The 26,661-nt window shown below is 68.9% G+C and carries 17 protein-coding genes and 1 pseudogene; 6 read left to right on the top strand and 12 right to left on the bottom strand.

Annotation, left to right across the window (positions count from 1 at the left end):
* Positions 1-20 precede the first annotated feature (20 nt).
* Positions 21-6,626: a response regulator gene (locus PSEK12I1_RS0113770; RefSeq protein WP_051399116.1), complete on the top strand. Its 6,606-nt coding sequence runs from the start codon at positions 21-23 to the stop codon at positions 6,624-6,626.
* Between the two features lie 6 nt (positions 6,627-6,632).
* Complete coding sequence (locus PSEK12I1_RS0113775) at positions 6,633-7,547, top strand: diguanylate cyclase domain-containing protein (RefSeq protein ID WP_027599841.1); 915 nt, start codon at positions 6,633-6,635, stop codon at positions 7,545-7,547.
* An 18-nt stretch (positions 7,548-7,565) separates the two neighbouring features.
* Here PSEK12I1_RS0113775 and PSEK12I1_RS0113780 read toward each other — a convergent pair whose 3' ends face one another.
* The 8 genes and pseudogenes from PSEK12I1_RS0113780 to PSEK12I1_RS0113815 form a co-directional block, all read right to left on the bottom strand.
* Positions 7,566-8,594, bottom strand: coding sequence for a diguanylate cyclase (locus PSEK12I1_RS0113780; protein WP_027599840.1), 1,029 nt, complete (start codon positions 8,592-8,594; stop codon positions 7,566-7,568).
* A 96-nt stretch (positions 8,595-8,690) separates the two neighbouring features.
* On the bottom strand, positions 8,691-9,728 hold the full coding sequence (gene cheB, locus PSEK12I1_RS0113785) for a chemotaxis-specific protein-glutamate methyltransferase CheB (protein ID WP_027601898.1): 1,038 nt from the start codon (positions 9,726-9,728) through the stop codon (positions 8,691-8,693).
* Entirely contained in the window at positions 9,725-11,911 is a 2,187-nt protein-coding gene (locus PSEK12I1_RS0113790) for a hybrid sensor histidine kinase/response regulator (RefSeq protein ID WP_027601899.1), read from the bottom strand. The genes cheB and PSEK12I1_RS0113790 overlap by 4 nt, the downstream gene beginning before the upstream one ends.
* On the bottom strand, positions 11,908-12,435 hold the full coding sequence (locus tag PSEK12I1_RS0113795) for a chemotaxis protein CheW (RefSeq protein WP_027599837.1): 528 nt from the start codon (positions 12,433-12,435) through the stop codon (positions 11,908-11,910). Before PSEK12I1_RS0113795 ends, PSEK12I1_RS0113790 begins: the two co-directional genes overlap by 4 nt.
* Positions 12,432-13,682, bottom strand: a complete 1,251-nt coding sequence (locus PSEK12I1_RS0113800; protein ID WP_027601900.1) for a protein-glutamate O-methyltransferase CheR — start codon at positions 13,680-13,682, stop codon at positions 12,432-12,434. The genes PSEK12I1_RS0113795 and PSEK12I1_RS0113800 overlap by 4 nt, the downstream gene beginning before the upstream one ends.
* Positions 13,679-14,134 carry a chemotaxis protein CheW gene (locus tag PSEK12I1_RS0113805; RefSeq protein ID WP_027601901.1) on the bottom strand — a complete coding sequence of 152 codons (456 nt, stop codon included), beginning with the start codon at positions 14,132-14,134 and terminating at the stop codon, positions 13,679-13,681. The genes PSEK12I1_RS0113800 and PSEK12I1_RS0113805 overlap by 4 nt, the downstream gene beginning before the upstream one ends.
* Positions 14,135-14,136: 2 nt before the next feature.
* The gene (locus tag PSEK12I1_RS0113810; RefSeq protein ID WP_027601902.1) at positions 14,137-15,942 is read right to left on the bottom strand and encodes a methyl-accepting chemotaxis protein; all 1,806 of its coding nucleotides are present in this window, start codon (positions 15,940-15,942) and stop codon (positions 14,137-14,139) included.
* A gap of 218 nt (positions 15,943-16,160) precedes the next feature.
* Positions 16,161-16,337 (bottom strand): annotated as a pseudogene (locus tag PSEK12I1_RS0113815) (general stress protein); the annotation flags it as partial.
* A gap of 672 nt (positions 16,338-17,009) precedes the next feature.
* On the opposite strand from PSEK12I1_RS0113815, the gene PSEK12I1_RS0113820 reads away from it, so the two are divergent.
* From PSEK12I1_RS0113820 to cysE, 3 genes are read left to right on the top strand one after another with little or no spacing between them, the layout of a single operon-like run.
* The gene (locus PSEK12I1_RS0113820) at positions 17,010-17,552 is read left to right on the top strand and encodes a helix-turn-helix domain-containing protein (protein ID WP_027599832.1); all 543 of its coding nucleotides are present in this window, start codon (positions 17,010-17,012) and stop codon (positions 17,550-17,552) included.
* 9 nt (positions 17,553-17,561) lie between these two features.
* Complete coding sequence (locus PSEK12I1_RS23805; protein WP_037006989.1) at positions 17,562-18,128, top strand: GNAT family N-acetyltransferase; 567 nt, start codon at positions 17,562-17,564, stop codon at positions 18,126-18,128.
* Between the two features lie 15 nt (positions 18,129-18,143).
* A complete protein-coding gene (gene cysE / locus PSEK12I1_RS0113830; protein ID WP_027601903.1) occupies positions 18,144-18,932 on the top strand; it encodes a serine O-acetyltransferase in 789 nt (262 codons plus the stop codon).
* On the opposite strand, the gene PSEK12I1_RS0113835 is transcribed toward cysE, so the two are convergent.
* The 4 genes from PSEK12I1_RS0113835 to PSEK12I1_RS0113850 form a co-directional block, all read right to left on the bottom strand.
* Complete coding sequence (locus PSEK12I1_RS0113835; RefSeq protein ID WP_027601904.1) at positions 18,914-19,654, bottom strand: NUDIX domain-containing protein; 741 nt, start codon at positions 19,652-19,654, stop codon at positions 18,914-18,916. The two genes, cysE and PSEK12I1_RS0113835, sit on opposite strands and share 19 nt — an antisense overlap.
* A gap of 5 nt (positions 19,655-19,659) precedes the next feature.
* Positions 19,660-22,185 (bottom strand): mechanosensitive ion channel family protein, encoded by a 2,526-nt coding sequence (locus tag PSEK12I1_RS0113840; protein WP_027601905.1) that lies wholly within the window; start codon positions 22,183-22,185, stop codon positions 19,660-19,662.
* 65 nt (positions 22,186-22,250) lie between these two features.
* Entirely contained in the window at positions 22,251-23,294 is a 1,044-nt protein-coding gene (locus PSEK12I1_RS0113845) for an AraC family transcriptional regulator (protein ID WP_027601906.1), read from the bottom strand.
* Entirely contained in the window at positions 23,291-24,313 is a 1,023-nt protein-coding gene (locus PSEK12I1_RS0113850; RefSeq protein WP_027601907.1) for a hypothetical protein, read from the bottom strand. Before PSEK12I1_RS0113850 ends, PSEK12I1_RS0113845 begins: the two co-directional genes overlap by 4 nt.
* A 228-nt stretch (positions 24,314-24,541) precedes the next feature.
* Between PSEK12I1_RS0113850 and PSEK12I1_RS0113855 the strand changes: the two genes are divergently transcribed.
* The gene (locus PSEK12I1_RS0113855) at positions 24,542-26,563 is read left to right on the top strand and encodes an NADPH-dependent 2,4-dienoyl-CoA reductase (protein WP_027601908.1); all 2,022 of its coding nucleotides are present in this window, start codon (positions 24,542-24,544) and stop codon (positions 26,561-26,563) included.
* Positions 26,564-26,661 lie beyond the last annotated feature (98 nt).

The raw sequence follows: 26,661 nt of genomic DNA on the forward strand, positions 1-26,661 counted from the left end.
CGAGGATCGAGGCGAACGCGGTGTTGAGGATTCCAGGCTACAGCTGCAAGACGCGGGTGAGCGAAAGCCGCCATGCCCTGATCTACCGCGGCACGCGCCTGGTCGATGGCCAGCCGGTGATCCTCAAGCAGCTGACCGCCGACTATCCCACGCCCCAGGCCCAGGCCGGGCTGCGCCATGAATTCGAGCTGACCCGCCGCGCCAGTGCCAGCGGGGCGGTGAGCGCCGCCCTGGAACTGCTGGAATACCAGGGTCGCCAGGTGCTGGTGCTCGAAGACATCGGTGGTAGCGACCTGGCCGAGTTGCTCGCTGCCGGGCCGCTGGCGCTGGACGACTTCTTCGACTGGGCGCTGGCCATCGTCCGCGCCCTGGCGCGGCTGCACCGGCTGCGCATCGCCCACAACGACCTCAATCCGCGCAACATCGTCTGCAACTGCACCACCGGCAGCCTGAGACTCACCGATCTGGGCATCGCCACGGCCTTTGGCGCCGTCCAGGGCAGCGACAGCCGCCTGGAGGGCTCGCTGACCTATCTCGCCCCGGAACAGAGCGGACGGACCGGGCGGCACCAGGACTACCGCAGCGACTTCTATGCGCTGGGCGTGACCTTCTACGAGATGCTCGCGGGCGAGCCGCCGTTCCGCGCCCAGGATCCGCTGGAGCTGGTGCATGCGCACCTGGCGATGCGCGCACCCTCGCTGGTCGAGCGGGTGCCGACGGTACCGCCGATGCTGGCGGCGCTGGTGGACAAGCTCATGGCCAAGGCCGCCGAAGAGCGCTACCAGGGCTGCTTCGGCATCCTGCGCGATCTGCAGCGCTGCCAGGCGGCCCATCAGGCCGGTGAGCGGATGCCCTTCGCCCTCGGCGAGCAGGATCCGCCCGCGCGACTGGTGCCGGTGCGTACCCTGCAGGGGCGCGGCGCGCCGCTGCGCTTGCTGGAAGAGGCACTGGCCCGGGCGACCCTGGGTCGGAGCGAAGCCGTCTTTGTCAGCGGCCAGTCCGGGGTGGGCAAATCGGCGCTGGTGCAGGCCTTCGTCCGCCGCCAGGGCGATCGGGTGCTGCTCGCCCACGGCAAGTTCGAGACCCTTGGCAAAGAGGTGCCCTATGGCGCCCTGCGCCAGGCCGTGCGCGAACTGGTGGAGATCGGCCAGACCCTGGGCGAGGCCTTTGCCGACCGCCTGGTGGAGGGCCTGGGGGGCAACGCCGGGGTGCTGACCGAGGTCTCGCCCGAGCTGGCCAGCTGGCTCGGGCCCCAGGCACCGGTGGCCGAGTTGCCGCCGCTGCAGGCCGAGCAACGTTTCGACGAAGCCGTGATCGCGCTGCTGCTGGCCTTTGCCACGGACTCCCGGCCGCTGCTGCTGTGGCTGGACGATGTGCAGTGGGCCGACAGCCCGTCGCTGCGGCTGATCGAGCGCCTGCTGGCTCGCGGCGATCAGGGGCCGCTGCTGCTGGTGGCGACCCATCGTGAAGAGCAGCTGGCGGGCAGTGCCCTGGAACGGTTGCTGGGTGCGGCGCTGATCCGCAATGTGTCGCTGGGACCGCTGTCGCGGGTAGAAATCGAGCGACTGATCGCCGAGCTGCTGCCGGCACCGGCGGAAGACCAGGCGGCCCTGGCCGGCCTCTGCCTGGACAAGACCCTTGGCAATCCCTTCTTCATCGAGCAGCTGCTGCGCAGCCTACAGCAGGAAGGCCTGCTGGAATTCGACGGCGAGACCGGCCAGTGGCACTGGGAGCTGGCCCGGCTCCAGGCGCTGGACGTCTACGACAACGTCGTCGACTTCATGGTGGGCAAGCTCAAGGACCTGCCGGCCGCCACCTCGCAGCTGCTGCAATGGGCAGCCTGCCTGGGCACCCATTTCTCCAGCGACCGCCTGGCCGCGCTGATGGCGGAATCGCCCGCGTGCATCCGCCGGCGCTGCCAGTCGCTGGTGCAGGAAGGCCTGCTCACCGAGCCCGAGGGTGGCCAGGCGGGTGAGCAGACGCCCACCCACTACAGCTTCCTGCACGATCAGGTGCGCCATGCCGCCCATTCGCTGCTGGCGCCCGCCGAGCGCGAACGGGTCCATCTACGTGCCGGGCAGCTGTATCTGGCCGAAGGCAGCGCCACGCGACTGGACGCGGTCAGTCACCTCAACCTTGCCGTCGCCCTGATCGAGACGCCCGCCGAGCGGCTGCAGCTGCTGGAGCTAAACCTGGACGCCGCCCGCAAGGCGCGCCAGGCCAATGCCTATCCGGCCGCCCAGGATTTCCTGCGCACGGCCGTCGCGCTGATCGACGCCGCCGCCTGGGAGAGCTGCCACGCGCTGCTGTTCCAGCTGCATCGGGAATGGGCCGAGGTCGCGCACCTCTGTGGCGATGCCACCGAAGCCCTGCGCATCTGCGAACTGCTGTTGCCGCGCGCGCGCAGCACCTTCGAGGAAGCCGGGGTGCGGGCCCTGCAGATCGATCTCTACAGCGGCCTCGGGCGCTTTACCGAAGCCCTGACCGTGGCCAAGGCCGGTATCCAGGCACTGGACGAGCCCTGGCCGGAGGCACCGGACGCCATCAATCAGGCCATTGGCGCCGACAGCGCCGAGGTCGAGGCCTGGCTGGCCACGCGCAACCCGGCGGCGCTGCTCGACCTGCCGCGCATGGAAGACCCGCGCGCCCAGTTGCTGATCCGCCTGCTGGGCCTGCTCTGGGGGCCGGCGATCAACGTCGACCTGCCAATGAGCCTGCTGGCGGTCATGCGCATCGTCAAGCTGTCGATCCAGTACGGCAACGGCGATCTCTCGCCCTTCGGCTATGCCAACTACGGCTCGCTGCTGTCGGCCTTCCACGGTCGCTACGAGCTGGGTTATCAGGTCGGGCGGCTGGCCGTCGACCTGGTCGACCGCACCGGCAATCTGCCGCTCAAGTGCAAGGTCTACACCATGTTCGCGGTGACCAACAGCCCCTGGTCGAGCCCCATAGCGGACAACGTCGCCCTGCTGCGCGAGGCCCTGGCGGCCGGTCAGCGCACCGGCGAGATCATCTTCACCGCCTACAGCGCCTTCCACATCCTCAAGCACCTGCAGCACGCCGGCGCGCCGCTGGACGACATCCTCGGCGAAACCGCGGAGATCGAGCGGATCCTGCTGGGGATCGGCGATCCCAACACCCTGGAGATCTTCACCATCCTGCGCCAGTCGCTGCGCCTGCTGCAGGGCCTCACCCCGAGCCAGGAAACTTGGGACGAGGAGGGCAAGGACGAAGCGGCACTGGTGCGGCAGATGCAGGACAGCGGCCATGTCCTCTGCCTGAACTACTACGACTTCAACAAGATGCAGGCGGCGCTGCTGTTCCGCCGACTGCCCCAGGCCCGGCAGCACGCCGAAGCCATGGAGGCCTCGCTGGCGGCCAGCTTCGGCTGGTTCAGCATCGCCGAGCACGCCTTCTATCAGGCGCTGATCCTGCTCGCCGAGGGCGAGCTGGCGGGCGAGACCCTGGCCAAGATCGAGACCGCCCAGGATCGGTTGAGTGGTTGGGCGGCGCACTGCCCGGAAAACTTCGCCCACAAGCGCGACCTGGTGGCCGCTGAACGGGCGCGCCGCGAGGGCCGCGCCGACGCCGCCATGGACCTCTATGAGCAGGCCCTGGAATCCGCGCGGCTGCATGGCTTCCGCCAGGGTGCGGCGCTGGCCGAGGAACTCTATGGGCGTTTCTGGCTGGAACAGCAGCGTCCGCGCATCGCCCGGACCTACCTGCAGGACGCCCAGCGCAGCTATCTGCACTGGGGCGCAGCAGCCAAGGCCCAGGCGCTGGAAAACGAATTTCCCCACTGGTTGCGCGTGGCCGAGGCCACTGCCCTGACGGTGCAGCGCACCCAGGCCCAGTCCACCAGCGACATCATGCGCCTGGACTGGCTGTCGGTGCTCAAGTCGCTGCAGACCATCTCCAACGAACTGGCGCTGGATCAGCTGCTGGCGCGGATGATGCGCATCATCCTGGAGGAGGGCGGCGCTCAGCATGGCTTGCTGCTGTTGCCCGAGGGCGGGCGCTGGCTGGTGCAGGCCTCGGTCTGCAGTGGCGCCGCCGAGCCCAAGGTGCTGCAGGGACTGCCGCTGGCGCTGAACGAGCAGGATGCCGGCGAGGGCCTGGTGCCCCTGACCCTGGTGTCCCATGTGATCCGCCATCGCGAGCCGGTGATTCTCGACGACGCCGCTCGTGCCGGTCGGTTCGTCCGCGACGCCTACATGCGCGCGCGCCGTCCGCGGTCGGTCTGCTGCCTGCCGGTGCTGCGCCAGAATCGCCTGATCGGCATCCTCTATCTGGAAAACAACCTGCTGGCCCAGGCCTTCACCCCGGGGCGGCTGCAGGTGCTGAGCATCCTGGCCACCCAGGCGGCGATCTCCCTGGAACACGCGCAGATCTACGAGACCCTGGAGCAGCGCGTCGGCGAGCGCACCCTCGAACTGGACCAGGCGCGCATTCGCGCCGAAGAGGCGGCCGCGGCCAAGTCGCTGTTCCTGGCGACCATGAGCCACGAGATCCGCACCCCGCTCAATGCGGTGATCGGCCTCAGCCGCCTGACCCTGGGCACCAGGCTGTCCGGCGAACAGCGCGGCCATGTCGGCAAGATCCTCGATTCCGGCGAGACCCTGCTGAGCGTGATCAACGACGTGCTCGACTATTCGCGCAACGAAGCCGGCGGTACCCAGCTGGAACAACTGGGCTTCAACCTGGCCAAGGTGCTCGAACGCACCCTCAATCTCTGCGCCCTCAAGGCCCATGAGAAGGGTGTCGAACTGGTGCTGGATTGCGGTCCGGATATTCCCCTGGCGCTGGAAGGCGATCCGCTGCGCCTGCAGCAGGTGCTGGTCAATCTGCTGAGCAATGCGGTCAAGTTCACCGAGCGGGGCCATGTGCTGATCCGGGTCGGCGCCGTCTGCGAAGCCGGTCGTGCCCATTTCAGCCTGGCGGTGGAAGACACCGGCATCGGCCTGACCGAGGCCCAGCAGGCACAACTCTTCCAGCCCTTCACCCAGGCGGACGGCTCCATCAGCCGCCGCTATGGCGGGACTGGCCTGGGCCTGGCGATCTCCCGCCAGCTCACCGAACTCATGGGCGGCACCCTCGACGTCCACAGCGAAGCCGGGCGTGGCTCCTGCTTTACCCTGCGGCTGACCCTGCCGGTGGTGGGCGAGCCCGAGCGGCTGCCCAGCCAGACCCCGCGCCAGGTCCTGCTGGTGGACGACCACGGCCTGGCCCGGCGCACCCTGGGGCAACGGCTACGCGAACTGGGCATGCAGGTGGTGGAAGCCGAATCCACCGAGCAGGCCCTGGCGGCCATGGCCACGTCGGTCTTCGAATTGGCCATCGTCGACTGGCGCCTGGGCGGCGAAGACGGTCTGGCCCTGGCGCGCCAGCTGCGCGCCCGGCAACCGGAGTTGGCAGTGACCCTGCTGGCCTCGCCCTACGAGGCGGAAGAGGTGCGCAGCCTGGGCGAGGATCTGCCGGGTCTGGAGCTTCTCGACAAACCGGTCACCGGTCCCGCCGTGCAGCGCCTGCTGTCCGGACTGGGCCTGGCGCCGGTCGCCGCGCCGACGGTGGGCCAGAGCGTGGTGGATCTGCAGGGCATCCGCCTGCTGCTGGTGGACGACAACGCCATCAACCGCCAGGTGGTCATCGGCTTCCTGCAGGGCACCGGCATCCTGATCGACGTGGCCGAAGACGGCCAGGCCGCGCTGGACCAGCTGGAACAGCAGCGCTATGACCTAGTGCTGATGGACGTCCATATGCCACGCCTGGACGGCCTGTCGGCCACCCGCGAATTGCGTACCCGACCGGCGCTGGCCGGGTTGCCGGTCATCGCCATGACCGCCAACGGCCTGCCGGGCGATCGCGAGCGCTGCCTGGATGCCGGCATGAACGATCACCTGGTCAAGCCGCTCGATCCCGCCGAACTGTTCCGCATCATCGCCGCCTGGGCCAATCTCGAGCAGCTGCAACGGGCCGAGCGCAAGGCGGTGGAAGAGGTCGTGGAGGTCAAGGAGATCGGCGTGCTGGCGCGGGCGCGTGCCAGTGCGGTGCTCGAACCCGAGTCGGCGCTGCGCCTGCTGCGCGGCAGCGCCGAACTCTATGAACAGCTGATCCGCGATTTCCGCGTACAACAGGCCGAATTGCCCGGGCGGATCTCCGCCTGGCGTGCGGCGGACGATGTCACCGCGCTGTTCGAGTGCGCCCACGGCCTGCAGGCCACCGCCGCCTATGTCGGCGCCATCGACCTGCAGGAAGCGGCGCAACGCCTGACCAACAGGATCCGCCTGGCCCAGCCCATCGGCGAGGACGTGCGCCGCCTGCACGCCGAGGCCGAGCGCTGCCTGGCGTCTCTCGACGAGATCCTGGTCGAGGTGACCGGTGGCGAGGAGGGCACGGTCGAGGAGCTGGAGGCCCTGCTCGAACGCCTGGTCGCCCTGCTGCAAACGTCGGATTTCGCTGCCGAGGAGGTCCTCGACACCCTGCTGCGCGCCTGCGTGAGCACGCCCCACAGCGCCGACGTGGTACGCATTCGCGAATGGGTGAACGAGGTGGAGTTCGAGCATGCCGCCGATGCCACCGCGGATCTGCTGCGACGGGTGCGGCAGGCCGGACAGCGGTCGAGCTAGGTGCCCATGGAGGGGCGCCGTCCGGACCTGCCGTTGATCCTCATCGTCGACGATCAGAAGAGCAATCTGCGCGTCCTCGGCGACCTGCTGCGCGACGAGGCGCGCATCATGCTGGCCAAGAGCGGGGTGCAGGCCCTGACCAAGGCCGCCCGCGAGCACCCCGACCTCATCCTGCTGGACGTGGTGATGCCCGGCATCGACGGCCTGCAACTGATCCAGCTGTTCAAGCGCCGCGCCGAGACCAGTGCCATCCCGGTGATCTTCATCACCGCGGCCAATGACCTGCACCGCGAGGTGGAGTGTTTCGAACTGGGCGCCAGCGACTTCATCCAGAAGCCCTTCAATCCTCTGGCCGTGCTGGCGCGGGTGCGGCTGCACCTGCAACTGGCCCGCCAGCGGCGGCTGCTCGAAGAGCTGGCGCACATGGATCCGCTGACCGCAGTGGGCAATCGCCGCCGCTTCGACGAGCAGTTGGCGATCGAGTGGCAGCTGGCGGTCAGCCGGCGGGGCTCGCTGGCCATCGCCATGCTCGATATCGACTATTTCAAGCAGTACAACGATACCCATGGCCATGGCGCCGGGGATCAGGCGCTGGCACGGGTCGCCCAGGTGCTGGAGCAGCGCATCCGCGAGCGGGACTGCCTGGCGCGTTATGGTGGGGAGGAGTTCGTGCTGCTGCTACCGGGCGCTTCGCGCACGGCCGCCGAAGCGGTGCTGGAACGCTGTAGGCAGGGCATCGCCGAATTGCGCATCGCTCATCCGCTGGCCGAGGACCGGCTCTGGCTGACCATGAGCATGGGCCTGGCCTGCTGCAATCCGACCCCCGAGCAGACCCCGGAGGGCCTGCTCAAGGCCGCCGACAACCTGCTCTACCAGGCCAAGGCCGAAGGGCGTAATCGCCTGGTCAGTCGCAGCTTCTAGGTCGCAGCCGCCGCGTCCCTAGGCCGGGAGGTCCTTGCCGCTGCCCTTGACCAGGTGCACCCGGTTGCGGCCTTCGGCCTTGGCCTGGTACAGCGCCTGGTCGGTGCGCTCGATGAAGGCTTCGTGGTCGTCACCGCTCTGCGGCTGGATGCTGCCGACGCCGATGGAGATGGTGACGAAGCCCAGGTCGCTGCCGGAGTGGGCCACCTGCAACCGCTCGACACCGGCCCGGCAGGCCTCGGCGACCTTGAGCGCGCCCTCGGCGTCGGTCTCCGGCAGCACCATGGCGAATTCCTCGCCCCCGTAGCGGGCCACCAGGTCGGCCGGTCGCTTGAGTTGCTCGGTGAGCACCGCCGCCACCTTCTTCAGGCAGAGATCGCCGCTGAGGTGGCCATAGGTGTCGTTGTAGCGCTTGAAGTGGTCGACGTCGCACAGCAGCAGGGCCAGCGGCTGGCGATTGCGCCGGGCTCGCAGCCATTCGCCTTCGTAGGTCTGGTCGAAATGGCGGCGGTTGTTGATGCCGGTGAGGCTGTCGATGGCCACCAGCTTCTGCAGCTGGATATTGGCCTCGGCGAGCTGGCGCTGGCTTTCGCGCAGGAAGCGAAAGGCCTCGTCGCGCTGGGCGCGCAGCACATGGGCCTCGGAGTGGTAGCGCACCCGCGCCAGCAGTTCCAGCTTGTCGGGCAACTTGACCAGATAGTCGTTGGCGCCGGTGGCGAAGCTCTGCGCCTTGACCTGGGGGTCCTCCTTGGAGGAGAGCACCACGATGGGCACGTCGCGCAGCGCTGGTTCGGCACGGAAACGCTTGACCGTTTCCAGGCCGTCGATCTCCGGCATGATCAGGTCCTGCAGGACCACCGTGGGCTTGAGTTGCAGGGCCATGCTGACCGCCTGGTGGGCGTCCAGGCAGTAATGCAGCTCGATGTCGGGCTGATCGGCGATCATCCGCCGCAGGGCTTCGATGATGATCAGCTGATCGTCCACCAGCAGCAGGCGCACCTTGGGTGCGGTCAGGCTGTCCAGGGTATTACCCTCGTGCGTGGCCATTACTGCGAGTCCTTGTGCGGGCGGGGTCAAACGTCCCGCGTCTATTCTTGGCCAGTCCCTGCCACTGCGTCGTCCAACGCTCCTGTTGGCGACCTGTCATATGCTGTTCCGCGAGCCGTTGCCAAAGCGTCGTTGCAGCCAGGCACCGATCTGCGTGGGGCTGAGTACGCGCTCCGCGGCGCCCATTCTAACCGCAGCCGCAGGCATGCCGTATACGGCACAACTGGCCTCATCCTGGGCCAGGGTCGGACAACCGCTCTGGCGCAGGGCATAGAGGCCGCTGGCACCATCGCGGCCCATGCCGGTCAGCAGGATCCCCAGGGCCTTGGCGGCCCGCAGCGGGTGGCTGGCGAGGTTGTCGAAGAACACATCCACCGAGGGACGATAGGGGTAATCCACCGGTTCGGCCGTGTAGGCGAAGCGACCGCGCTCATCCAGCAGCAGGTGGTCATCACCCAGGGCGACGGACACCTGACCGGGGGCGGGCAGGGCGCCGGGCAGGGCGGCGGTGACCGGCCAGGCGATCTGGGTGCCGAGCCAGCCGATGAAGCTGGGGGCGAAGCGCCGATCGATGTGCTGCACCAGCACCACGCTGGCCTGGGCCGTGGGCGCCCAGGCCTCGAACAGACTGACCAGGGCTGCCGGGCCACCGGTGGAGGCGCCGATGGCCACCAGGGTGTCCGGCGTCGCCTGGGCGCGATCGGCGGGAGCGGCAGCGCTGACCGGTTGCGGGCGGGCGGCGCGTTCCGGCAGGCGCACCAGGGGTTCGATACGGGCGATCTTGCGCAGCAGGGCGCCGCCGTCGGCGCCGCCGCTCAGGGCCGGGGTGGCGGTCACGTCGAGGGCGCCGGCGCCCATGGCGCGAAACACGCCTTCGCAGTCGTCGGGGGTGGCGGTGACCATGAGGATGGCGCAGGGCGACTGGGCCATGATCCGGCGGGTGGCCTCGATGCCGTCCAGACGGGGCATCTGCAGATCCATGAGGATCAGATCCGGGCGGTCCTCGGCGCAGCGCGCCACCGCTTCCTCGCCATCGTGGGCGATCCAGGCGACCGTATGGCGACCGTCGCCCGTCAGCAGGCGGCGCAGCGCTTCGGTGGCCAGCAGCAGATCGTTGACGATGGCGATTCTCATGGCGCTCCGATGAGGTCCTGCACGGCGGTGATCAGGGCATCGTCGTGGAAGCTGCCCTTGGTCAGGTAGTAGTCGGCACCGGCCTGCATGCCCTTGAGCCGGTCTTCCGGGCGATCCTTGTAGGACACGATCATCACCGGCAGCGCATGCAGACGCGGATCGCGGCGCACCAGTTCCACCAGTTCGATACCGTTCATGCGGGGCATGTCGATGTCCGACAGCAGCATGTCGAATTCGCCGGCGCGGACGGCGTTCCAGCCATCCATGCCATCCACCGCGACCTCCACCTGGTAGCCCTGGCCTTCCAGCAGCTTGCGCTCCATCTCGCGCACCGTGAGGGAGTCGTCCACCACCAGAATACGCTTGACCCGCCGGCTGTCCAGGACGGCGCCGCTCTGCACCTGGCGCAGGCGGCCTTCGCCGAGCAGGCGCTCGATGCCGGTGAGCAGATCGGCGACGTCCAGCAGGAGCACCGGACTGCCGTCGTCGAGCAGCGCCCCGGCGATGACCGAGCGCAACTTGCCAAAGATCTCGTCCAGCGGCTTGAGCGCCAGGCCCTGCTCGCCCCGCAGGCGATCCACCACCAGCCCGTAGCGCCGGTCGCCGCTGCCGATCACCAGCACGGCGAGATCGCCGCTGGGCGGCGCGCCGTCCAGCTCCAGCAGCTGATGGGCGGCGACCAGGCCCAGGCGATCTTCGCCGAGCAGGAAGAAGGCCTTGCCCTCCAGCGAGTGCACCGCGGCCGGATCCAGGCGCAGCACCCGTTCGATCCGGTTGACCGGCAGGGCATAGGCCTCGCCGGCGATGTCGACGATGAGGGCGCGGACGATGGAGCGGCTGACCGGGACCAGCAAGTGGGTGCTGAAGCCCAGCCCCGGGCGGGTTTCCAGGCGGACCTCGCCATCCAGGGCGCGAATGGCGTCGGCCACCACGTCCAGGCCCACGCCGCGCCCGGACAGCTCGGTCACCGTTTCCTTGAGACTGAAGCCGGGCAGCAGCAGGAATTCCAGTAGCTCCGCCGGGCTCAGCTCGGCGGCCACTGGCGGCGGACTGAGGCGGCGGGCGATCACCGCGGCGCGGATGCGCTCCAGGTCCAGGCCACGACCGTCGTCGTGCAGACTGACCTGCAGGCGGCCGGCGACATGCCGCGCCTCGAGGCGAATCTGGCCGCACTCGGGCTTGCCCAAGGCGCGGCGTTCGGCCGGGGTTTCCAGGCCGTGGTCGACGGCGTTGCGCAGGAGGTGATTGAGCGGGCTTTCCAGCCGCGCCAGCACCTCGCGATCGATCAGGGTGTCGGCGCCGTCCACCTGCAGCACGGCGTCCTTGTCCAGTCCCCGGGCCAGGTCGCGCACCAGTCGCGGAAAGCCCTGGACGGCATCGCGCAGCGGGCGCATGCGCACCCCCAGCACCTCGTCCAGCAGCCCCTGGCAGACCCCGAGCAGGCGCCGCTCATAGGCTTCCAGGGCCTGCAGCTGCTGCTGATAGCGATCGAGCAGGCCTTCCTGGCGCTGACGCAACTCGCTGCTGACCGCCTGGGCCTGGCCGAACAGTCCCTGCAATTCGGCGCGATAGCCCTGGAAGCCCTGGACCAGGCCATGCAGGCCGAGGCCCATGACCCGCGCCTCGCTAGTGAGGGCGAGAATCTGGTTGAAGCGACCACTGTCCACCCGCAGCGGATCCCGACTGCGCTCGGCGTCAGGTGCCGGTTCGTCCTGGACCGCCGGGGCAGGCATCGGCTCCTGGGGGGCGGCCACGACAGGCGGGGGCGCTTCGCTGTCAGTGGCGCTGAGCGCCTGCGCCAGTGCCCGCTGGGCATCACGCTGCTCGCGCTGCCAGCGCTGGCTGGCGGCTTCGTCCAGGCGACTGACCTCGCCGAGGACGTCGACGCAGCGAAACAGCTGGTCGATATCCGCCGGTCCGAGCCTGCGGCGCCCGGCCTGGACGGCGACCAGGCAGTCCTCCATGGCATGGGCCAACTCCACCAGGCCGTCGAGATCGACGATGCGCGCCGCACCCTTGATGGAATGGGCCGCGCGCATCATCGGCTCGATCACCCCCGTGTCTGAGGGATCGCGCTCCAGACGCAGCAGGCCGGCATCCAGCGGCTGCAGATGACTCTGCACTTCGCTGGCGAAGAGATCATAGAGGGACATCTCGCGCACATCGCGCGGTGGCTGGCTCATCGCAGCGCCTCCTCCAGGGCCCGCTCCAGCCGTGGCAGATCGAGCAGGCCGACCTGGTACTCGCCTTCGCGATAGACACCGCCCAGATAGCTGAGCAAGTCGCCGCCCAGGGTCGCGGGAGGCGGCTGCACCTCGCCGGGGGCATAGCGCTGCAGCCCCAGCACCTCGTCCACCTGCACGGCCCAGTCGCGGCGGCCGACATGCAACAGCAGCAGGCGCGGAAAGCCACGGGTCTGGTCGCCCGGTGCCACCGCCAACAGCAGCTCCAGGGCAATGCAGGGCTGCAGCTGGCCGCGTACCGGGACGATGCCGCGGAGCAGCGGCGAACGCCGGTGAGGAACGCGGTGCACGGCGGTGGGTTCGGTGGCGGTCACCAGGCAACTGCCCGGCAGCCCCAGCCATTCGGCGCCCAGACGAAAGACCAGGGCGCTGGCCGAGCGCGCCTGGCGGTCGTCCAGGGGTTCGGCATAGTGCTCGGCCCAGGCGGCGCGCTCCAGGGCGCTGAGTTCACGATTCAGGCTCATGCGTCGTCACCGGCGCGGGTCTGGATGCGCGCGGCGCGCTCGCGCAGGCGTCCGGCTTCGTCGAGGCGGCCGGCTCTTTCGCAGATCAGCGCCAGGCGACAGAGGGCGGGATAGTGCCCCGGCTCCAGATAGAGGGCCTGGCGCAGCGCCCGCTCGGCTTCGGCGGCGCGGTCGTCGGGCAGGATCAGCGCCAGCAGGAAGTGGGCACCGGCCTGGCTGCGATCCGCCTCGAGCAGGTTGCGCAGCAGCGCCTCGGCTTCGGCGCCACGCCCGGCGTCGGCCAGGCGCTGGGCTTCCTCGAGCGGCTGAGCGCTGTTGGCGACCGGTGTTATCGGCGTAGGTGCGGGTGTGCTTCTGGCGCGCAGGCGGGCGGGCAGCGGCGGCGCTGGGGGCGGCGGTCGCACCGCGGCCTTGCGCCGTGGCGACGCCGGCTGCGGGTGCGGACGCGCGGGTTCGGCGCCCGCGGCCTGGCGTTTGACCAGTGCCGAGGCGTGGGCCACGCCCAGGCTGGCGAAGCCATGCCGCATGGCGCTGACCATTTCCGAACTGCCGACGCAGAGCAGGCCGTCGTCGTGCATCAGTGCGGCCAGGTGGCTTAGAGCACGGCCCTGGGTCTGGTCGTCGAAATAGATCAGCAGATTGCGGCAGAGCACCACGTCGAAGGGCGCGCCGTCGCGCAGGCTGCCCAGCTGCAGGATGTTGCCCTGGCGAAAGCGCACCTGGTTGCGCACCCGTTCGGCCAGGCGCTGGCGATCGCCCTCGGCTTCGAAATAGCGATCGCGAAAGCCGAGGTCGCGGGCGCGAAAAGAGTTGCGCCCATAGAGGCCGCGGCGGGCGCGCTCCAGGGACGGCTCGTTGATGTCCACCGCGGTGACCTGGAAGGCCTGTGCGGGCAGGCCGGTATCGAACAGCGCCATGGCCAGGGTATAGGGTTCTTCGCCGGTGGAGCAGGGCAGACTGAGCAGCCGCACCGGCGCGCCGCTGCGGGCGTGGCGCTCCTGGGCGAAGCGGGCGGCGTGGGCGATCGCCTGGGGATCGCGAAAGAACCAGGTCTCGGGGATGACCAGCAGGTCCAGCAGATCGGCGAATTCGCCTTCGTCGTCGAGGATGCGCGCCATATAGGCGTCCGCATCGCCCTCCTGGCGCTCGCGCAGGCGCTGGCGGATGGCGCGACCGAGCATGTCGTCGGCGATGGCCAGACCGGTGCGCGCCCGCACCAGGGGCGCCAGCCGGGGATCGAGCTTCACGCGGCCTCCTGGAACAGCAGGGCGGCCAGGGTTGGCGAGAGCAGCCGGTCGGGTTCCAGCCACAGCCAGAGGCCCTCGGGCGTCTCCAGCACTTCGCCGAGCCAGGGGTAGTCGGGCAGGCGGACGCCGGCCGGTCGCGGCGCGCGGGCGGTGACCCGGCGCACGCCGGCGACACCCTCCACCACCAGGCCGAGCGGACGGCTATCGCCCTCGGGCAGGGTGAAGTCCACCAGCAGGATGCGGGTATCCTGGCGCGCCCGGGCCGCCGGGCCGCCGCTCATGGCGGTGACGTCGACCACCGGGATCGCCGCGCCGTGCAGATTCATCAGGCCGGCGACCCCCGCGGGCGCCGCAGGAAAGCGGGTGAGCTGCAGCAGGGGCAGCACCTGGCGGATCGCCGTCGTCGGCAGGGCCGCCGCGGCCTCGGCCAGCTGGAAGACCAGGATCTGCATGCTCAACGAGTGACCGAGAAGGTAGCGACGCTGCTCTGCAGGTCCTGGGCTGCCTGCTGCAGATACTGGACCGCCTCGCTGGTAGCCTTGAGCGCCTCGGTGGTCTGCTGGGTGCTGTCGTTGAGCTGGGTGATGGTCTCGGCGATCTGGCCGGCGCCCACGGCCTGAGACTGCATGCCCTCCAGGACGATATCGAAGCGCGCCGGCAGCTTCTGTACGTCCTCGATCACCTCGGCCAACTGATCGCTGACGCTGGCCACCTCCTGCACGCTGCGGCGGATTTCCTCGGAAAACTTGTCCATGCCCATGACGCTGGCGGAGACCGCGGAATTCATGTCCTTGAGCATCTGCTCGATGTCGTCGGTGGCGGCGGTGGTCTGGTCGGACAGCCGGCGGATCTCGGTGGCCACCACCGAAAAACCCCGCCCGGCCTCGCCGGCCTTTTCCGCCTCGATGGCGGCGTTGAGCGACAGCAGGTTGGTCTGGTCGGCGACCTTGGTGATGGTGGTCAGCACCTTGTTGATGTGGCTGGACTTTTCCGACAGGGCGGCGAGCTTGGCGTTGATGGAATCGGTGGCGGCCACCATGCGCTGCATGGTGCCGTCCATGCTCGCCAGGCTGCTCCGCGCCTGCTCCGCGCCCTGGGTGGTCTCGTCGGCGACCTGCACGGCTTCTTCCATGGTGCGTACCAGGGCGTTGGCGTTGGCAGCGATCTCCCGCGTGGTGCTCAGCACTTCCACGCTGGTCTGCGCCTGCTCGATGCTGGTGGCCTCCTGCTGGCGGGAGGAGGCGGCGATCTCGGTGGTGGAAGAGGTCACCTGGATACCGGCGCGCTGCACCTTGGCGATCATGCCGCGCAGGTCCTCGATCATCTTGCTCAGGCCGCGAGCCAGTTGGCCGATGGCGTCGTCGCCGGTGACGCTGGTGCGCCCGGTGAGGTCGCCCGCGGCAGCCCGGTTGACCACTCCGAGCAGGTCGTCCACATCGGCGCGCAGGCGGTGCATCAGCGCCTGTTCGCGCGCGTGGTCGTCCTGGATCTGCTGCGCCATCTGATTGAAGGCCAGGCCCACCTGGGCGAGTTCGTCACGGCCTAGCACCTGCACCCGAGCGCCGCTGTCACCGGCGGAGATGCGCGCCACGGTGTCGGTCAGGCGCCGAATCGAGCGCAACAGGTGATGGGACAGCAACCAGGCGATGAGGGCGGCCAGCAGGACGCAGAAGGTGCCGCCGGCCACCAGGGTCCAGGTCAGCTGGTCACGCACTTCCTCGGTATGGCCCGCCCGTTGCGCGGACAGCCGGCGCTCTTCGTCGCCTATGCCCTGGATCTGCTGGCGCAGGTTGGTGACCTGGGTGGACAGGGCGGTGACCAGCGGTTCGTTGGCCAGTTGAGCCGGACTGAGGTTGCCCGTCTCGCGCAGGCGCAGGAGGGGCTCGAAGGTGTTCTGCCGCCAGTTGTCGAGATCGGCGCTCAGGCGCGCGAAGCGCTGCTGCTGGCTGGCGTTGTCCTGGGTCAGTTGCTGGGGCACACGGACGGCCGCGGTCAGGGACGTCAGCGCCTGGCGCGCGGTATCGGCATCGGCGCTAGCGCCTGAGTACCAGAAGGTGCGCAATCTGGCGCGGGTTTCCAGCAGGTTGTTGTCCAGCGCCGTAACCGACAGCAGCACCTCGGCGGTGTGCCTGTCCCAGCGGTTGGCGTCGACCAGGCTCTGCAAGGCGGCATAGGTCAGCCAGAGCAGCAGGACCACCAGGGCGATGATGGCGGCGAAGCCGGCGAAGAGTTTGTTCTGGATGCGAATGTTGTTGAGCATGGGCACCGGCGCAGACGGACAGAAGCAGGGAGAGCGAGCCCTGGGGACCACTCGGGTTGTCCGATAAAAGTAGCACGGTCATGCATTTGTGTGAGTTGGAACTCACTGGAGGAGCAGGATAGGCGGCGGGCGGCGGGGCAGGAGGGTAAGCGAGAAGCAAAGGTAGCAGCCGGCCCGGAGTCTCTGATCCGAGGCGGCTGCCATGGGGGCAGAATGCCTCAGGTCGCCGCGGCGTCGTTCGCGGCCTCGGGACGGCGGGTGCCATGGCTGTTCTGGCCACCCTTGCGCCCGGCTTCGGACGCCCGGGCCGGGTTGTTGGCGAAGTTGCCGCCGCTCGCCCGTCCGCCCTTGCGACCCGCCTCGGCGGCGCGCTCGCGATTGTTGGCGAAGTTACCTGGATTGCTACTTTTGTTGGCCATAAGAACTTCTCCCACTTTCAATTATTGAACAGTTGAATGCGTGCCCCCAAAGGCTAAGCGATTCGGATATTGAGAGTAGGGGTTTATAAAGCGAGTTCGAGCGGGCTGATGGAGGGATATATTGTTATACGAGGTGCAACTTCGATACAGACTTAAAATTGAACTTTGTCCTGCTAGAGCCGTTTCCGGAAAAGTTGTACAGGAGCTGTAAAAGAATTCGGCCAAGGTCGGAATAACTTTCCGGTTGGAACCCCTGTCTGGCGCTGAAAATTCTTGAAACATCTTGCTGTAGGGAGCGTTTTCGCTGGGGTTTGATGCGCTCAGGCATTCAGACGCCTTTATCGAAGTCGCGTTCTGGAGTCGCCTGAAAATTATCATCTTCGTCGCGCGTACCTGCTTGTTCGATGTTACAGAGTAGCGCTCTTTCGATGCCGGTGGAAGAATGCGGACGGCTTGGCTAGAGCCTCTCGTTGCTGAATGGTCCGGAAAGGCATCTGGATATAACGACGTGCCCGGTAAAGAGTTTCTCCGATAAGGTTTAACGCGATATCAACTTTGGCAGCGGCCTGATGCTACAGGGGTAGCACAGCAGTAACCTTGCACTTTTCTCTCTTATGTGAGAAAAATTCCCTGAATCGGGAGGTGGTCATGCTGGATCAACAACTGGCGGTAAGGCTCAAGGCGCTGCGCCTGGAGCGTGAATGGTCCCTGGAGCAATTGGCGTCCTTGAGTGGGGTCAGTCGCGCGACGCTGTCTCGCCTGGAGAACGCCGAGGTCAGCCCGACCACGGCGGTGCTCGGGCAACTCTGTTCAGCCTACGGCCTGACCCTGACGCGCCTGCTGCACAGCGTGGAAAGCCGCTATCCGGCCCAGGTCCAGCGCCAGGCGCAGCAGATCTGGAGCGATCCCGCGCAGGCGTTCACCCGCCGTTCGGTGTCGCCGCCGGCCCAGGCCCTGGCGGGTGAGGTCATCGAAAGCGCGCTTGGGCCGGGCGTGGACATCCGCTACGAGGCATCGCCCCGCCCAGGCCTCGAACACCATCTGCTGCTGCTCGAAGGCGAGTTGCAGCTGTGGATCGAAGACCAGTCCTACCGCCTGGGCGTCGGCGATTGCCTGCGCTATCGCCTCTGGGGCAGCAGCCGCTTCCTCAGTGGTCCGGCGGGCGCCCGTTATCTCCTGTTCATGATCTGAGGTGTGTCCATGAGTGCGTCCCTGCGTATCGAGCAGCTCGAGGCTGCCGCCTTCACCCGTCACCTGGATGACTTCCAGCGCCTGCTGGCCGCCTGTGTCGAGCAGGGCGCCAGCATCGGCTTCATCCTGCCGCTCGCCGACAGCGTGAATCGGCGTTTCTGGACCGAAGCCGTGGCGCCGGGCCTGGCCCGGGGCACCCGGCTGCTGTTTGCCGCGCTGCAGGACGACCGGGTGGTCGGCAGCGTGCAGCTGGTGCTGGATACCCCGGCCAACCAGCCGCACCGCGCGGACGTGGTTAAGTTGCTGGTGCATCCGGACTACCGGCGCCAGGGACTGGCGCGCCGGCTGATGCAGGCGGTGGAAGCGGCCGCGCGGGCCGAAGGACGGGAATTGCTGACCCTGGACACCCGCAGCGACGACCATGCCGAGCCGCTCTATCTGTCCCTCGGCTATCAGGTGGTCGGCAGGATTCCCGGCTATTCCCTGGATGCCCGCCAACCGGAACGCCGCGACAGCACCACCCTGATGTACAAGACGCTGAACGCTGTGCCCGTTAAGCTGGGCGCCTTCAGTTAAGGACGCCTATCCGCCATGCCGCCTCGCTCCGCTCCCGAACTCTGGCAACTCCTGCGCGCCCAGGCCGAGGCCGGGCGTCGCGATGCCCCGGCCCTGGCCGCGGGGCTGACGCGCGCGCTGCTGCAGCCGGTGGATCTGACGGCAGCCCTGGTCCGGCGCTGCGCCGAGGCCCTGGCGGAGGATCCAGGGCAGGCCGAGGCCCTCGCCGAGCGCTTCGCCGCCCTGCATGCCGAGTGGCCAGAATTGACCGCGGCGGCCTGCGCGGACCTGGAAGCAGTGCTGGCGCGGGATCCGGCCTATGCCAGCCTGCTGGAGATCTTCCTGTTCTCCAAGGGCTTCCTGGCGCTGCAGACCCAGCGCCTGAGCCATGCCCTCTGGCGCAACGACGAGCGGCTGCTGGCCCTGCACCTGCAGGCGTGTTGCAATCGGCTGCTGGCCATCGACATCCACCCGGCCGCCCGGCTGGGGCGCGGCATCATGCTCGACCACGGCACCGGTATCGTCATCGGCGAAACCGCGGTGGTGGAAGACGACGTCTCCATCCTGCAGCAGGTGACCCTGGGCGGCACCGGCAAGGAGCAGGGCGATCGGCATCCCAAGGTGCGGCGCGGGGTGATGATCGGTGCCGGGGTCAAGATCCTCGGCAATTTGGAGATCGGCGAAGGCGCCAAGATCGGCGCCAACAGCGTGGTCCTGCACCCGGTGGCGCCCCATACCACGGTGGTGGGCATTCCCGCCCGTCCGGTGGGGCGTCCGCGCGACGCTCATCCGGCCGAGAGCATGGATCAGTCCTTCGACGGCTGAGCGAGAAAGACCTCGGCCTTGGGATAGCGCTCGCTGTTCAGCGCACTCGTCTGCAGGCCCTCGGCCTGCGCCAGGCTGCGCACCAGCTCGCGATTGAAGGCGCTGTTGCCCGGATCCGCCAGGTACTCGGGCAGCGCCAGCCAGCGGGCGTCCTCGATCTCCTCCGGATCCTGGATGGCGATCTCGGCACTCAGCGGATCGAGGCGGCAGACCACATAGAGATTGGACTTGCCGAAACGGTAGGGATGGGTGGTCACCAGGCCGACCACGCTGCGAAAAGCGCTGCGGATGCCGGTTTCCTCCCAGACTTCGCGGACCACCGCTGGCGCCAGGTCTTCGCCCAGTTCGACATGGCCGCCCGGCAGCTTGTAACCCTGGCTGCCGCGCTCCCGGATCGCCAGCAATTCGCCGCGGTCGTTGAGTACCAGGCCGCCCACACCCAGGCTGTGGGTCGGCACGAAGGGCGCGAAGGCCGTGGGGGTGCCGCGCCAGACCAGGGTCAGCTCCTGCTCCAGGCAGTTGTGAAAGACGAAGCCGGCGGCGGTGGCGATCCCCACCAGATCGCCGAGGGCCAGGGGCAGGGTCAGCCAGATCAGGTTGCGTTCCTCGCGCCGGGCGCGGTCGAGCAACTCCGCTAGCGCCGGGGCAAAGGCCTCGCGGTTGGTGGGCAGCGAGGCGGCATCGATGATCAGGCCGTTGAAAGCGTCTTGGCGGTACTGCACGGGGTTTACTCCGCAGGGCGTAACGGGATGGGCGTGGAGGGTACGATACCGGCTTCGCTGGGCAGCAGCAGACTGGCGCGCGGATTGGCGATCTCGATGCCGCGCTCGCGGAAGCGTTCGAGGATGCGGCGATTGAGTTCGCGCTGCACGCCCCAGCGGCCCTTGTCGAGGCATCTCATCTGGCCGGCGATGGTCACCATGGAGCCGTCGACGGCGTCCACGCCCCAGATCTCCAGATCGGCGAGGATCAGCTCCTTGAAGGCATCGTCGGCGCGCATGCCGGCGCCGATGTCCTTGAGTTCGGCGATGACGCGCTCGATGTCTTCCTCATAGCCCACGCTGATGCGCAGGGCCGCGTTGCCCAGACCGCGGTTGATGTTGTTGACCGCCGACACCGAGCTGAAGGGCACGATGTGCAGGGAGCCGTCGCCTGCGCGCAGGCGCACGGTGCGGATCGACAGGTATTCCACGGTGCCCGAGACCCCGGCCACGGTGACCCAGTCGCCCACCTGCATGGCGTTTTCCAGCAGCAGGAAGATGCCGGTGATGAAATCCTGCACCAGCTTTTGCGAGCCGAAGCCCAGCGCTACCCCGATGATGCTGGCGCTGGCCAGCAGCGGCGTGGTGTTGATGCCCAACTCGCTCAGGGCGGTGAGGCCGACGATCAGCGCGACCAGGATGAACAGGCCGGTGCGCAGCATGGGCAGCAGGGTGCGCAGCCGGGCGGCGCGCACCGTATCGCCGCGTTCGCTCCAGCTGCTCAGTCGCCGGTTCACCGCGGCGTTGGCCCCTTCCCAGATCGCCACGGCGATGATGGCGGCGATGAGGATGGTGAGGAAGGCGGACAGCAGGTTGCGACCGATGCTGCCCTCGCCGAACCAGTCCAGCACGCTCCAGCCCCAGGACTGGAACAGCGCCAGGGCGGTGATCAGGGTGACGATCACTCCCACCAGCCAGCGCGCCAGCGGATAGTAGCGCTGCAGGTGCAGATCGCTGCCGCTGGCGCCTTCGCTCGCCGCCGGCTGGAACAGCCGACCCAGCAGGCCGAGCAGGAACACCGCCGCCAGGCGCCCGAGGATGACGATGCCGGCGGACAGCGCGACGAAGTTCATCAGCCGCGGCAGGCCGTTCTCGATGTCCAGCGCCCACATGGTCCAGCCGCCCATGACGAACACCGCGGCGAACACCGCCCAGACCTGGCCCAGCCAGGCGCGCAGCACGGCCAGGGCACCACTGCCATCCTGACGCCCGGCGATGCGCGCGGCCACCGGCCGGCGCACGTGGAAGATCAGCCCCACCACCAGCAGGTGGGCCAGCAGCGAGACCAGCTTGACGATGGCTTCGCGGCCTTCTTCGTTGGCGCCGAGGATGTCCGCGGCCTGAGCCAGCGCCAGCCCGAAGGTGATCAGGGCGACGAAGGCGTGCAGCCAGCGCAGCAGGGTGCAGGCGAGGGGCGCCTTGACCTTGAGCAGGCGGATGCCGTGGGCGGCGGGATCGATCAGCAGGCGAATGACGATCAGCGCCAGGCGGGTGGTGAGGTAGGCGCCGAGGAAGCCGCCGACCAGCTCGCGCAGGTTGGCATCCGAGCCCACCAGATAGTGGATGAGCAGCGCCGCCATGGCCCAGAAGGCCAGCAGCGGCAGCACTTCCAGCACCAGCAGCCCGAGGGCGAAGGGCAGGTGTCGCAGGGTGGTCCAGTGCTCTTCGCCGCTGCGTCGGGCGGGGCTGGCGGGAGCGGGATCGGCCGGGATGGAGCTGGGCGTGGGCTCATCCGGCACCGGTGCGGCGCTATCGGACGGGGCGATGGGCACCTCTTCGAGCTGATCAACGCCGTCGCGCTGGGTCATGACCAGGGCCACCGCGGGTTCGGCCGGGCGGGTAGCGGCCTCTTCGGCCGCGGGTGCCGCGGCCGCAGGCGGTGACGGCTGGGCCGCCTGCTGCTGGGCCTGGCGGCGGGCGCGGCTGTCGGCGTGATCGGCCTGGCGCTGCAGCCGTTGCCGAGGGCGCTGGAGCGCCCGCCGGATCAGCCACTCGACGAGCAGGCCGGCGGCAAAGAGGGTGGCCAGGGTCAGCAGGGCCTGCAACAGGGCCCGGCGACCCGCTTCGGAGGTGAAGCTGGCGCGCGACCAGTCCGGCAGGCTGCGTACCGCCCGCTGTACCTGATTCAGTTCGCTGCCCAGGTTGTCGGCCCAGCGCCCGACGCGACTGAGCGTCTGGGCGATCAGGCCATTGGCTTCCAGGGGCACCAGCGTCTTTTCTTCGCCTGTAGCCGGGGTGGCGGCCGTGGCCGGCGCAGCGGCGGTTGCCGCGCTCGCCGGCGCCGGGTTGGTCGCGGCCGCACTGGCCGGCTGGCTGGCAATGGCCTGCAGGGTCAGGATCAGCTCCTGGCGCCGCTGCGGATCCTGCAGCAGGGCCGCGACCTGGCGCGCCTGCTGGGGATCGAGGCCGGTCGCGGCCTGGGCGGGGGTTTCGGCGGCGCGCAGCGGCAGCGCCAGGCACAGCAGTAGCAGGGCAAACAGGAAATTGGGCATGGGGCGAGCGCAGTCCTGGTGAAGGATCAGGCAGTTAGGACCCACGATCGGCGCCTATGCTCCCTTCAGCCGGCCACGCCCTGCCGCTGCAGGCGCCGCCAGTCGCCCGGGGTCTGGTCGGTCCAGCGCTTGAAGGCGCGCTGGAAGGCGGCGGGGGAGGCGAAACCGAGCAGGTAGGCGATCTCGCCGAAACTGGCCTCGGTGTCGCGGATATAGGCCAGGGCGAGGTCGCGGCGGGTCAGGTTGAGCAGGGCGCGGTACTGGGTGCCTTCCTCGGCCAGCTTGCGCCTGAGCGTCCAGGAGGGCAGGCGCAGCCGGCTGGCGATCTGTTCCAGGGTCGGCTCGCCATGCCGCAACAGCGGCCCCATGACCTCGACCACCCGCTCGGTGAGTCCGCGGGTGCGGGTCAGCCGACCGTGCTCGGCGTCGCTCAGCGCCAGCAACTGGCGCCAGGTGGCCGGGCAATGTTCGGGACCGGGCCGGCTCAGGGTCACGGCATCGAGCAACAGGGCATTCTCGGCGGCGCCGAATTCCACCGGGCAACCGAAGGCGGTCGCGTAGGGCGCGAGGTCCGCCGGGGCAGGGTATTCGATGAGCACGCGGCGCGGTTGCAGCGCCTGGCCGGCCACCGTGCCCAGCAACGCCAGCCAGGCGCTCAGCACCGCGTCCACCACGAAGCGGTTGTAGGCGTTGTAGGGGCTGATGCTATAGAAGTGCAGCCAGGCGTCGCGACCCTGGGCGGCATAGCGCGACCGACCCCGGTAGTTGCGGCCATAGAGCGGCTCCAGCCTGAGCAGCGTCTCGGCGGCGTGGCGCACGTCCGGCGCCTGGCCCACGGTGACGCCGGCGAGACCGAGAAAGGCCGGGCGCATCGCCCGACCCATGGCCAGGCCCAGTGCCGGATCGCCGGTCAGCTCCAGGGCGGCGTGGCCCAGGCGCATGTAATGGGGAATCGACAGCCGTCCGCCGGGTTCGGCCAGCCGCGCCGCGCTCAGGCCGAAGCGCGCCAGCAGGCCGGCGGCATCGGCGCCCCGCTGGTCGACGGCCGCCGCCAGCGCCAGCACGAAGCCGGTGGAGAGATCGCCCAGGCGCAGCGCCGGCGCGCTCATAGCCGCAGGTTGATCAGCTTGCTGCCGGCCCGGGCAGGATCGGTGGCGGCTTCGGCGTCTGGGGTGAAGGCCCGGCTGCCGCCGCCGGCCTGCCATTCCCAGAGCCGTCCGCGCAACTGCACCTCCAGCGCGGCGCGAATGCCGGCGGCGCGCAGACGCTGCACATCGAAGGGCGCCGGTGCCGGGGTGGCGCCCGAGGCGAGGGCGGGGATCGCCAGCAGTTCCACCTGGGGATCGTCGAGCACCCTGGCGCGGCCGGTGTCGCTGCCCTGGATGACGCCCAGACGGCCCAGCGGCGTCTCCAATCGCAGCAGGGGTGGACTGAGATCGTCGCCGCGTTCCCGGGCTGTCAGGGGCCGCACCAGCGGCTGGCCGAGCACCTTGCCATCGGGTCCGAAGACCAGGGTGACATTGCGCAGCGGTCCCGTGCCCACCTGCAATTCGCCGTCGACCAGGGTCGGACCGGGCAGCACGATGGAGCCGGCCACCAGGGTGACGCCGTACTGGCGGGCGAGTCCGCCGAAGAGTTGCTGATAGGCGCTGGCCATGTCCCAGGCCTTCATGCGCAACAGGCTGTCGGCCAGGCGCCGGTCACCCTCGGCCTGGAACCAGGCGCGGGCCACGCGCAGCGGATTGCCCAGCAGCAGCCACTGGATGGCGTCTTCGCTGCGGGCGGCGGCATAGACCTCGGGTTTCTCGCCCATCAGCGCCAGCGGAGTGCCCAGGTGTTCAGGCAGCACCACGATGGTCTGGGCGCCGATCAGACCCAGGCGCCGCGCATTGGCCAGATAGGCATCGAGCTTGAGGCGCAGTCGCTCGGAATTGCCGTAGTCCAGGGCGATCAGCTCGGGCTCGATCCCCAGCAGGTTGCCGGTGGTGGCGGCCGCCGGCGTGGTGGTCAGGTCCACCGCCAGGCTGCTGCGCAGATCCGACAGGTAATGGAAGGCTGGCCGCTGGGCCACCCAGCCCGCCAGTACGGCGAACAGGGCGATCAGCACCAGGAACACGAGCTTGCGCATCGGCACTCCAGAGCGGTCCGGCCTCCTGGGCCGGGCGGGATAAAGGTGCTCAGGGTAGGAGACCAGACCGCCACTGCCAAGGGGCGGCTGTGCATTTGGGTAAAGAGGTTGTCATTTCCGGTGATTGAGACGGGGGCGCGCTCTTCCTATCGTTGCGCCAGGCTTTCCCAGAAAGGCCAACCACCGGAGACCGCCATGATCGAGCTTGCCGCCCGTAATACCACCCCTATGGATAACTATCCGTATCTGCTCGAACCTCTGCCCGTGGGGTCGATCACGTTGCGCAATCGCGTGGTGATGGGGTCCATGCACACGGGGCTGGAAGAGCGGCCCGGCGGTTTCGCGCGGATGGCGGCCTTTTTCGCCGAGCGGGCACGGGGCGGGGTGGGGCTGATCGTCACCGGCGGCATCGCGCCGAACGAAGAGGGTGCCGTGGCTAAGGGCGCGGCCAAGCTGACCACCCCCGAGGAAGCCGAGCATCACCGGCCGGTAACGGACGCGGTGCACGCCGCCGGCGGCCGTATCTGCCTGCAGATCCTGCACGCCGGGCGCTATGCCTATAACCCCCAGCTGGTGGCGCCCTCGGCGCTGCAGGCACCGATCAATCCCTTCACCCCGCGCGAACTGGACGAGGCCGAGGTGGAGGGGCAGATCGCCGCCTTCATCCGCTGCGCCACCCTGGCGCAACAGGCCGGTTACGACGGCGTCGAGGTGATGGGTTCCGAAGGCTACTTCATCAACCAGTTCATCGCCGCGCGGACCAATCACCGCACGGATCGCTGGGGCGGCGACTTCGCCCAGCGCTGCCGCTTGCCGCTGGCCATCGTCGAAGGCATCCGCGCGGCGACAGGTCCGGATTTCCTGATCATCTTCCGTCTCTCGCTGCTGGACCTGGTGGAGCAGGGCAGCACCCCCGAGGAATGCCTGCAGCTGGCGCTCTGGCTGGAAGCCGCCGGGGTCAGCCTGATCAACACCGGCATCGGCTGGCACGAGGCGCGCATCCCCACCATCGCCACCCTGGTGCCACGCGGCGCCTTTGCCGCCGTCACCGCCCAGCTCAAGGGCCGGGTGCGGGTGCCGCTGATCGCCACCAACCGCATCAACACCCCCGAGGTGGCCGAGGCCATCCTCGCCGCCGGCCAGGCCGACCTGGTGTCCATGGCCCGCCCGCTGCTGGCCGATCCGGATTTCGTCGCCAAGGCCGCCGCCGGCCGCGCCGACGAGATCAACACCTGCATCGCCTGCAACCAGGCCTGCCTGGACCATACCTTCGCTGGCAAGCTGACCAGCTGCCTGGTCAATCCGCGCGCCTGCCACGAGACCGAATTGCAGATCCTGCCCGCCGCCGAGGCCCGCACCTTCGCCGTGGTCGGCGCCGGGCCGGCTGGCCTGGCCGCCGCCTGCACCCTGGCCGAGCGCGGCCATAAGGTAGTGCTGTTCGAAGCCAGCGAGCGGATCGGTGGCCAGTTCAACGTCGCCCGGCGCATTCCGGGCAAGGAAGAATTCGGCGAGACCCTGAGGTATTTCCAGCGGCGCCTGGAGCGACTGGGGGTGGATGTCCGCCTCAATCATCGTGTCAGCGCCGGCGAGTTGCAGGTCGAGGGCTTCGCCGCGGTGATCCTGGCCACCGGGGTGACGCCGCGCGTACCGCCCATCCCGGGGGTCGACCATCCCAAGGTGCTGGGCTATCTGGACGTCCTGCTGGAGCGCAAGCCGGTAGGCCGGCGTGTCGCCCTGATCGGCGCCGGCGGCATCGGCTTCGACGTGGCGGATTTCCTCACCCATGGCCATCAGGAGGCGGAGCCCATCACCGCCTTCTACCGCGAGTGGGGCATAGACCCCAGCTTCAGCAGCCCTGGCGGCCTGGCCCCGGCCGCGCCGCCGGCGGTGCCGCGCGAGGTCTGGCTACTGCAGCGCAAGCCGGGCAAGCCCGGCAAGGGCCTGGGCAAGACCACCGGCTGGATCCACCGCGCGCGCCTGCAGCAGCGCGGCGTCAAGGCCATTGGCGGGGTGGAATACCTGGGCATCGACGATGCCGGTCTGCACCTGCGCCTGCCCGATGGCGGCGAGCAGGTGCTGGACGTCGACAACGTCGTGCTCTGCGCCGGCCAGGAGTCCCTGCGTGAGCTGGAAGACGAACTGCTCGGCGCCGGCATGGCGGTGCATCGGGTCGGGGGCGCGGATGTCGCCGCCGAACTCGATGCCAAGCGCGCCATCGATCAGGCCACTCGCCTTGCCGCCGAGCTGTAACTCTTCGTTGCAATCAGGGATGATTTCTGTGATCCACTCCGCATAACATCGGTTCCGGACCGACCCTCGTCCCAATGTCTGGCCTCTCTTCCATCCCG

This window comes from Pseudomonas sp. MOIL14HWK12:I1 (assembly GCF_000510705.1).
GTDB classification, from domain to species: Bacteria; Pseudomonadota; Gammaproteobacteria; order Pseudomonadales; family Pseudomonadaceae; genus Chryseomonas; species Chryseomonas oryzihabitans.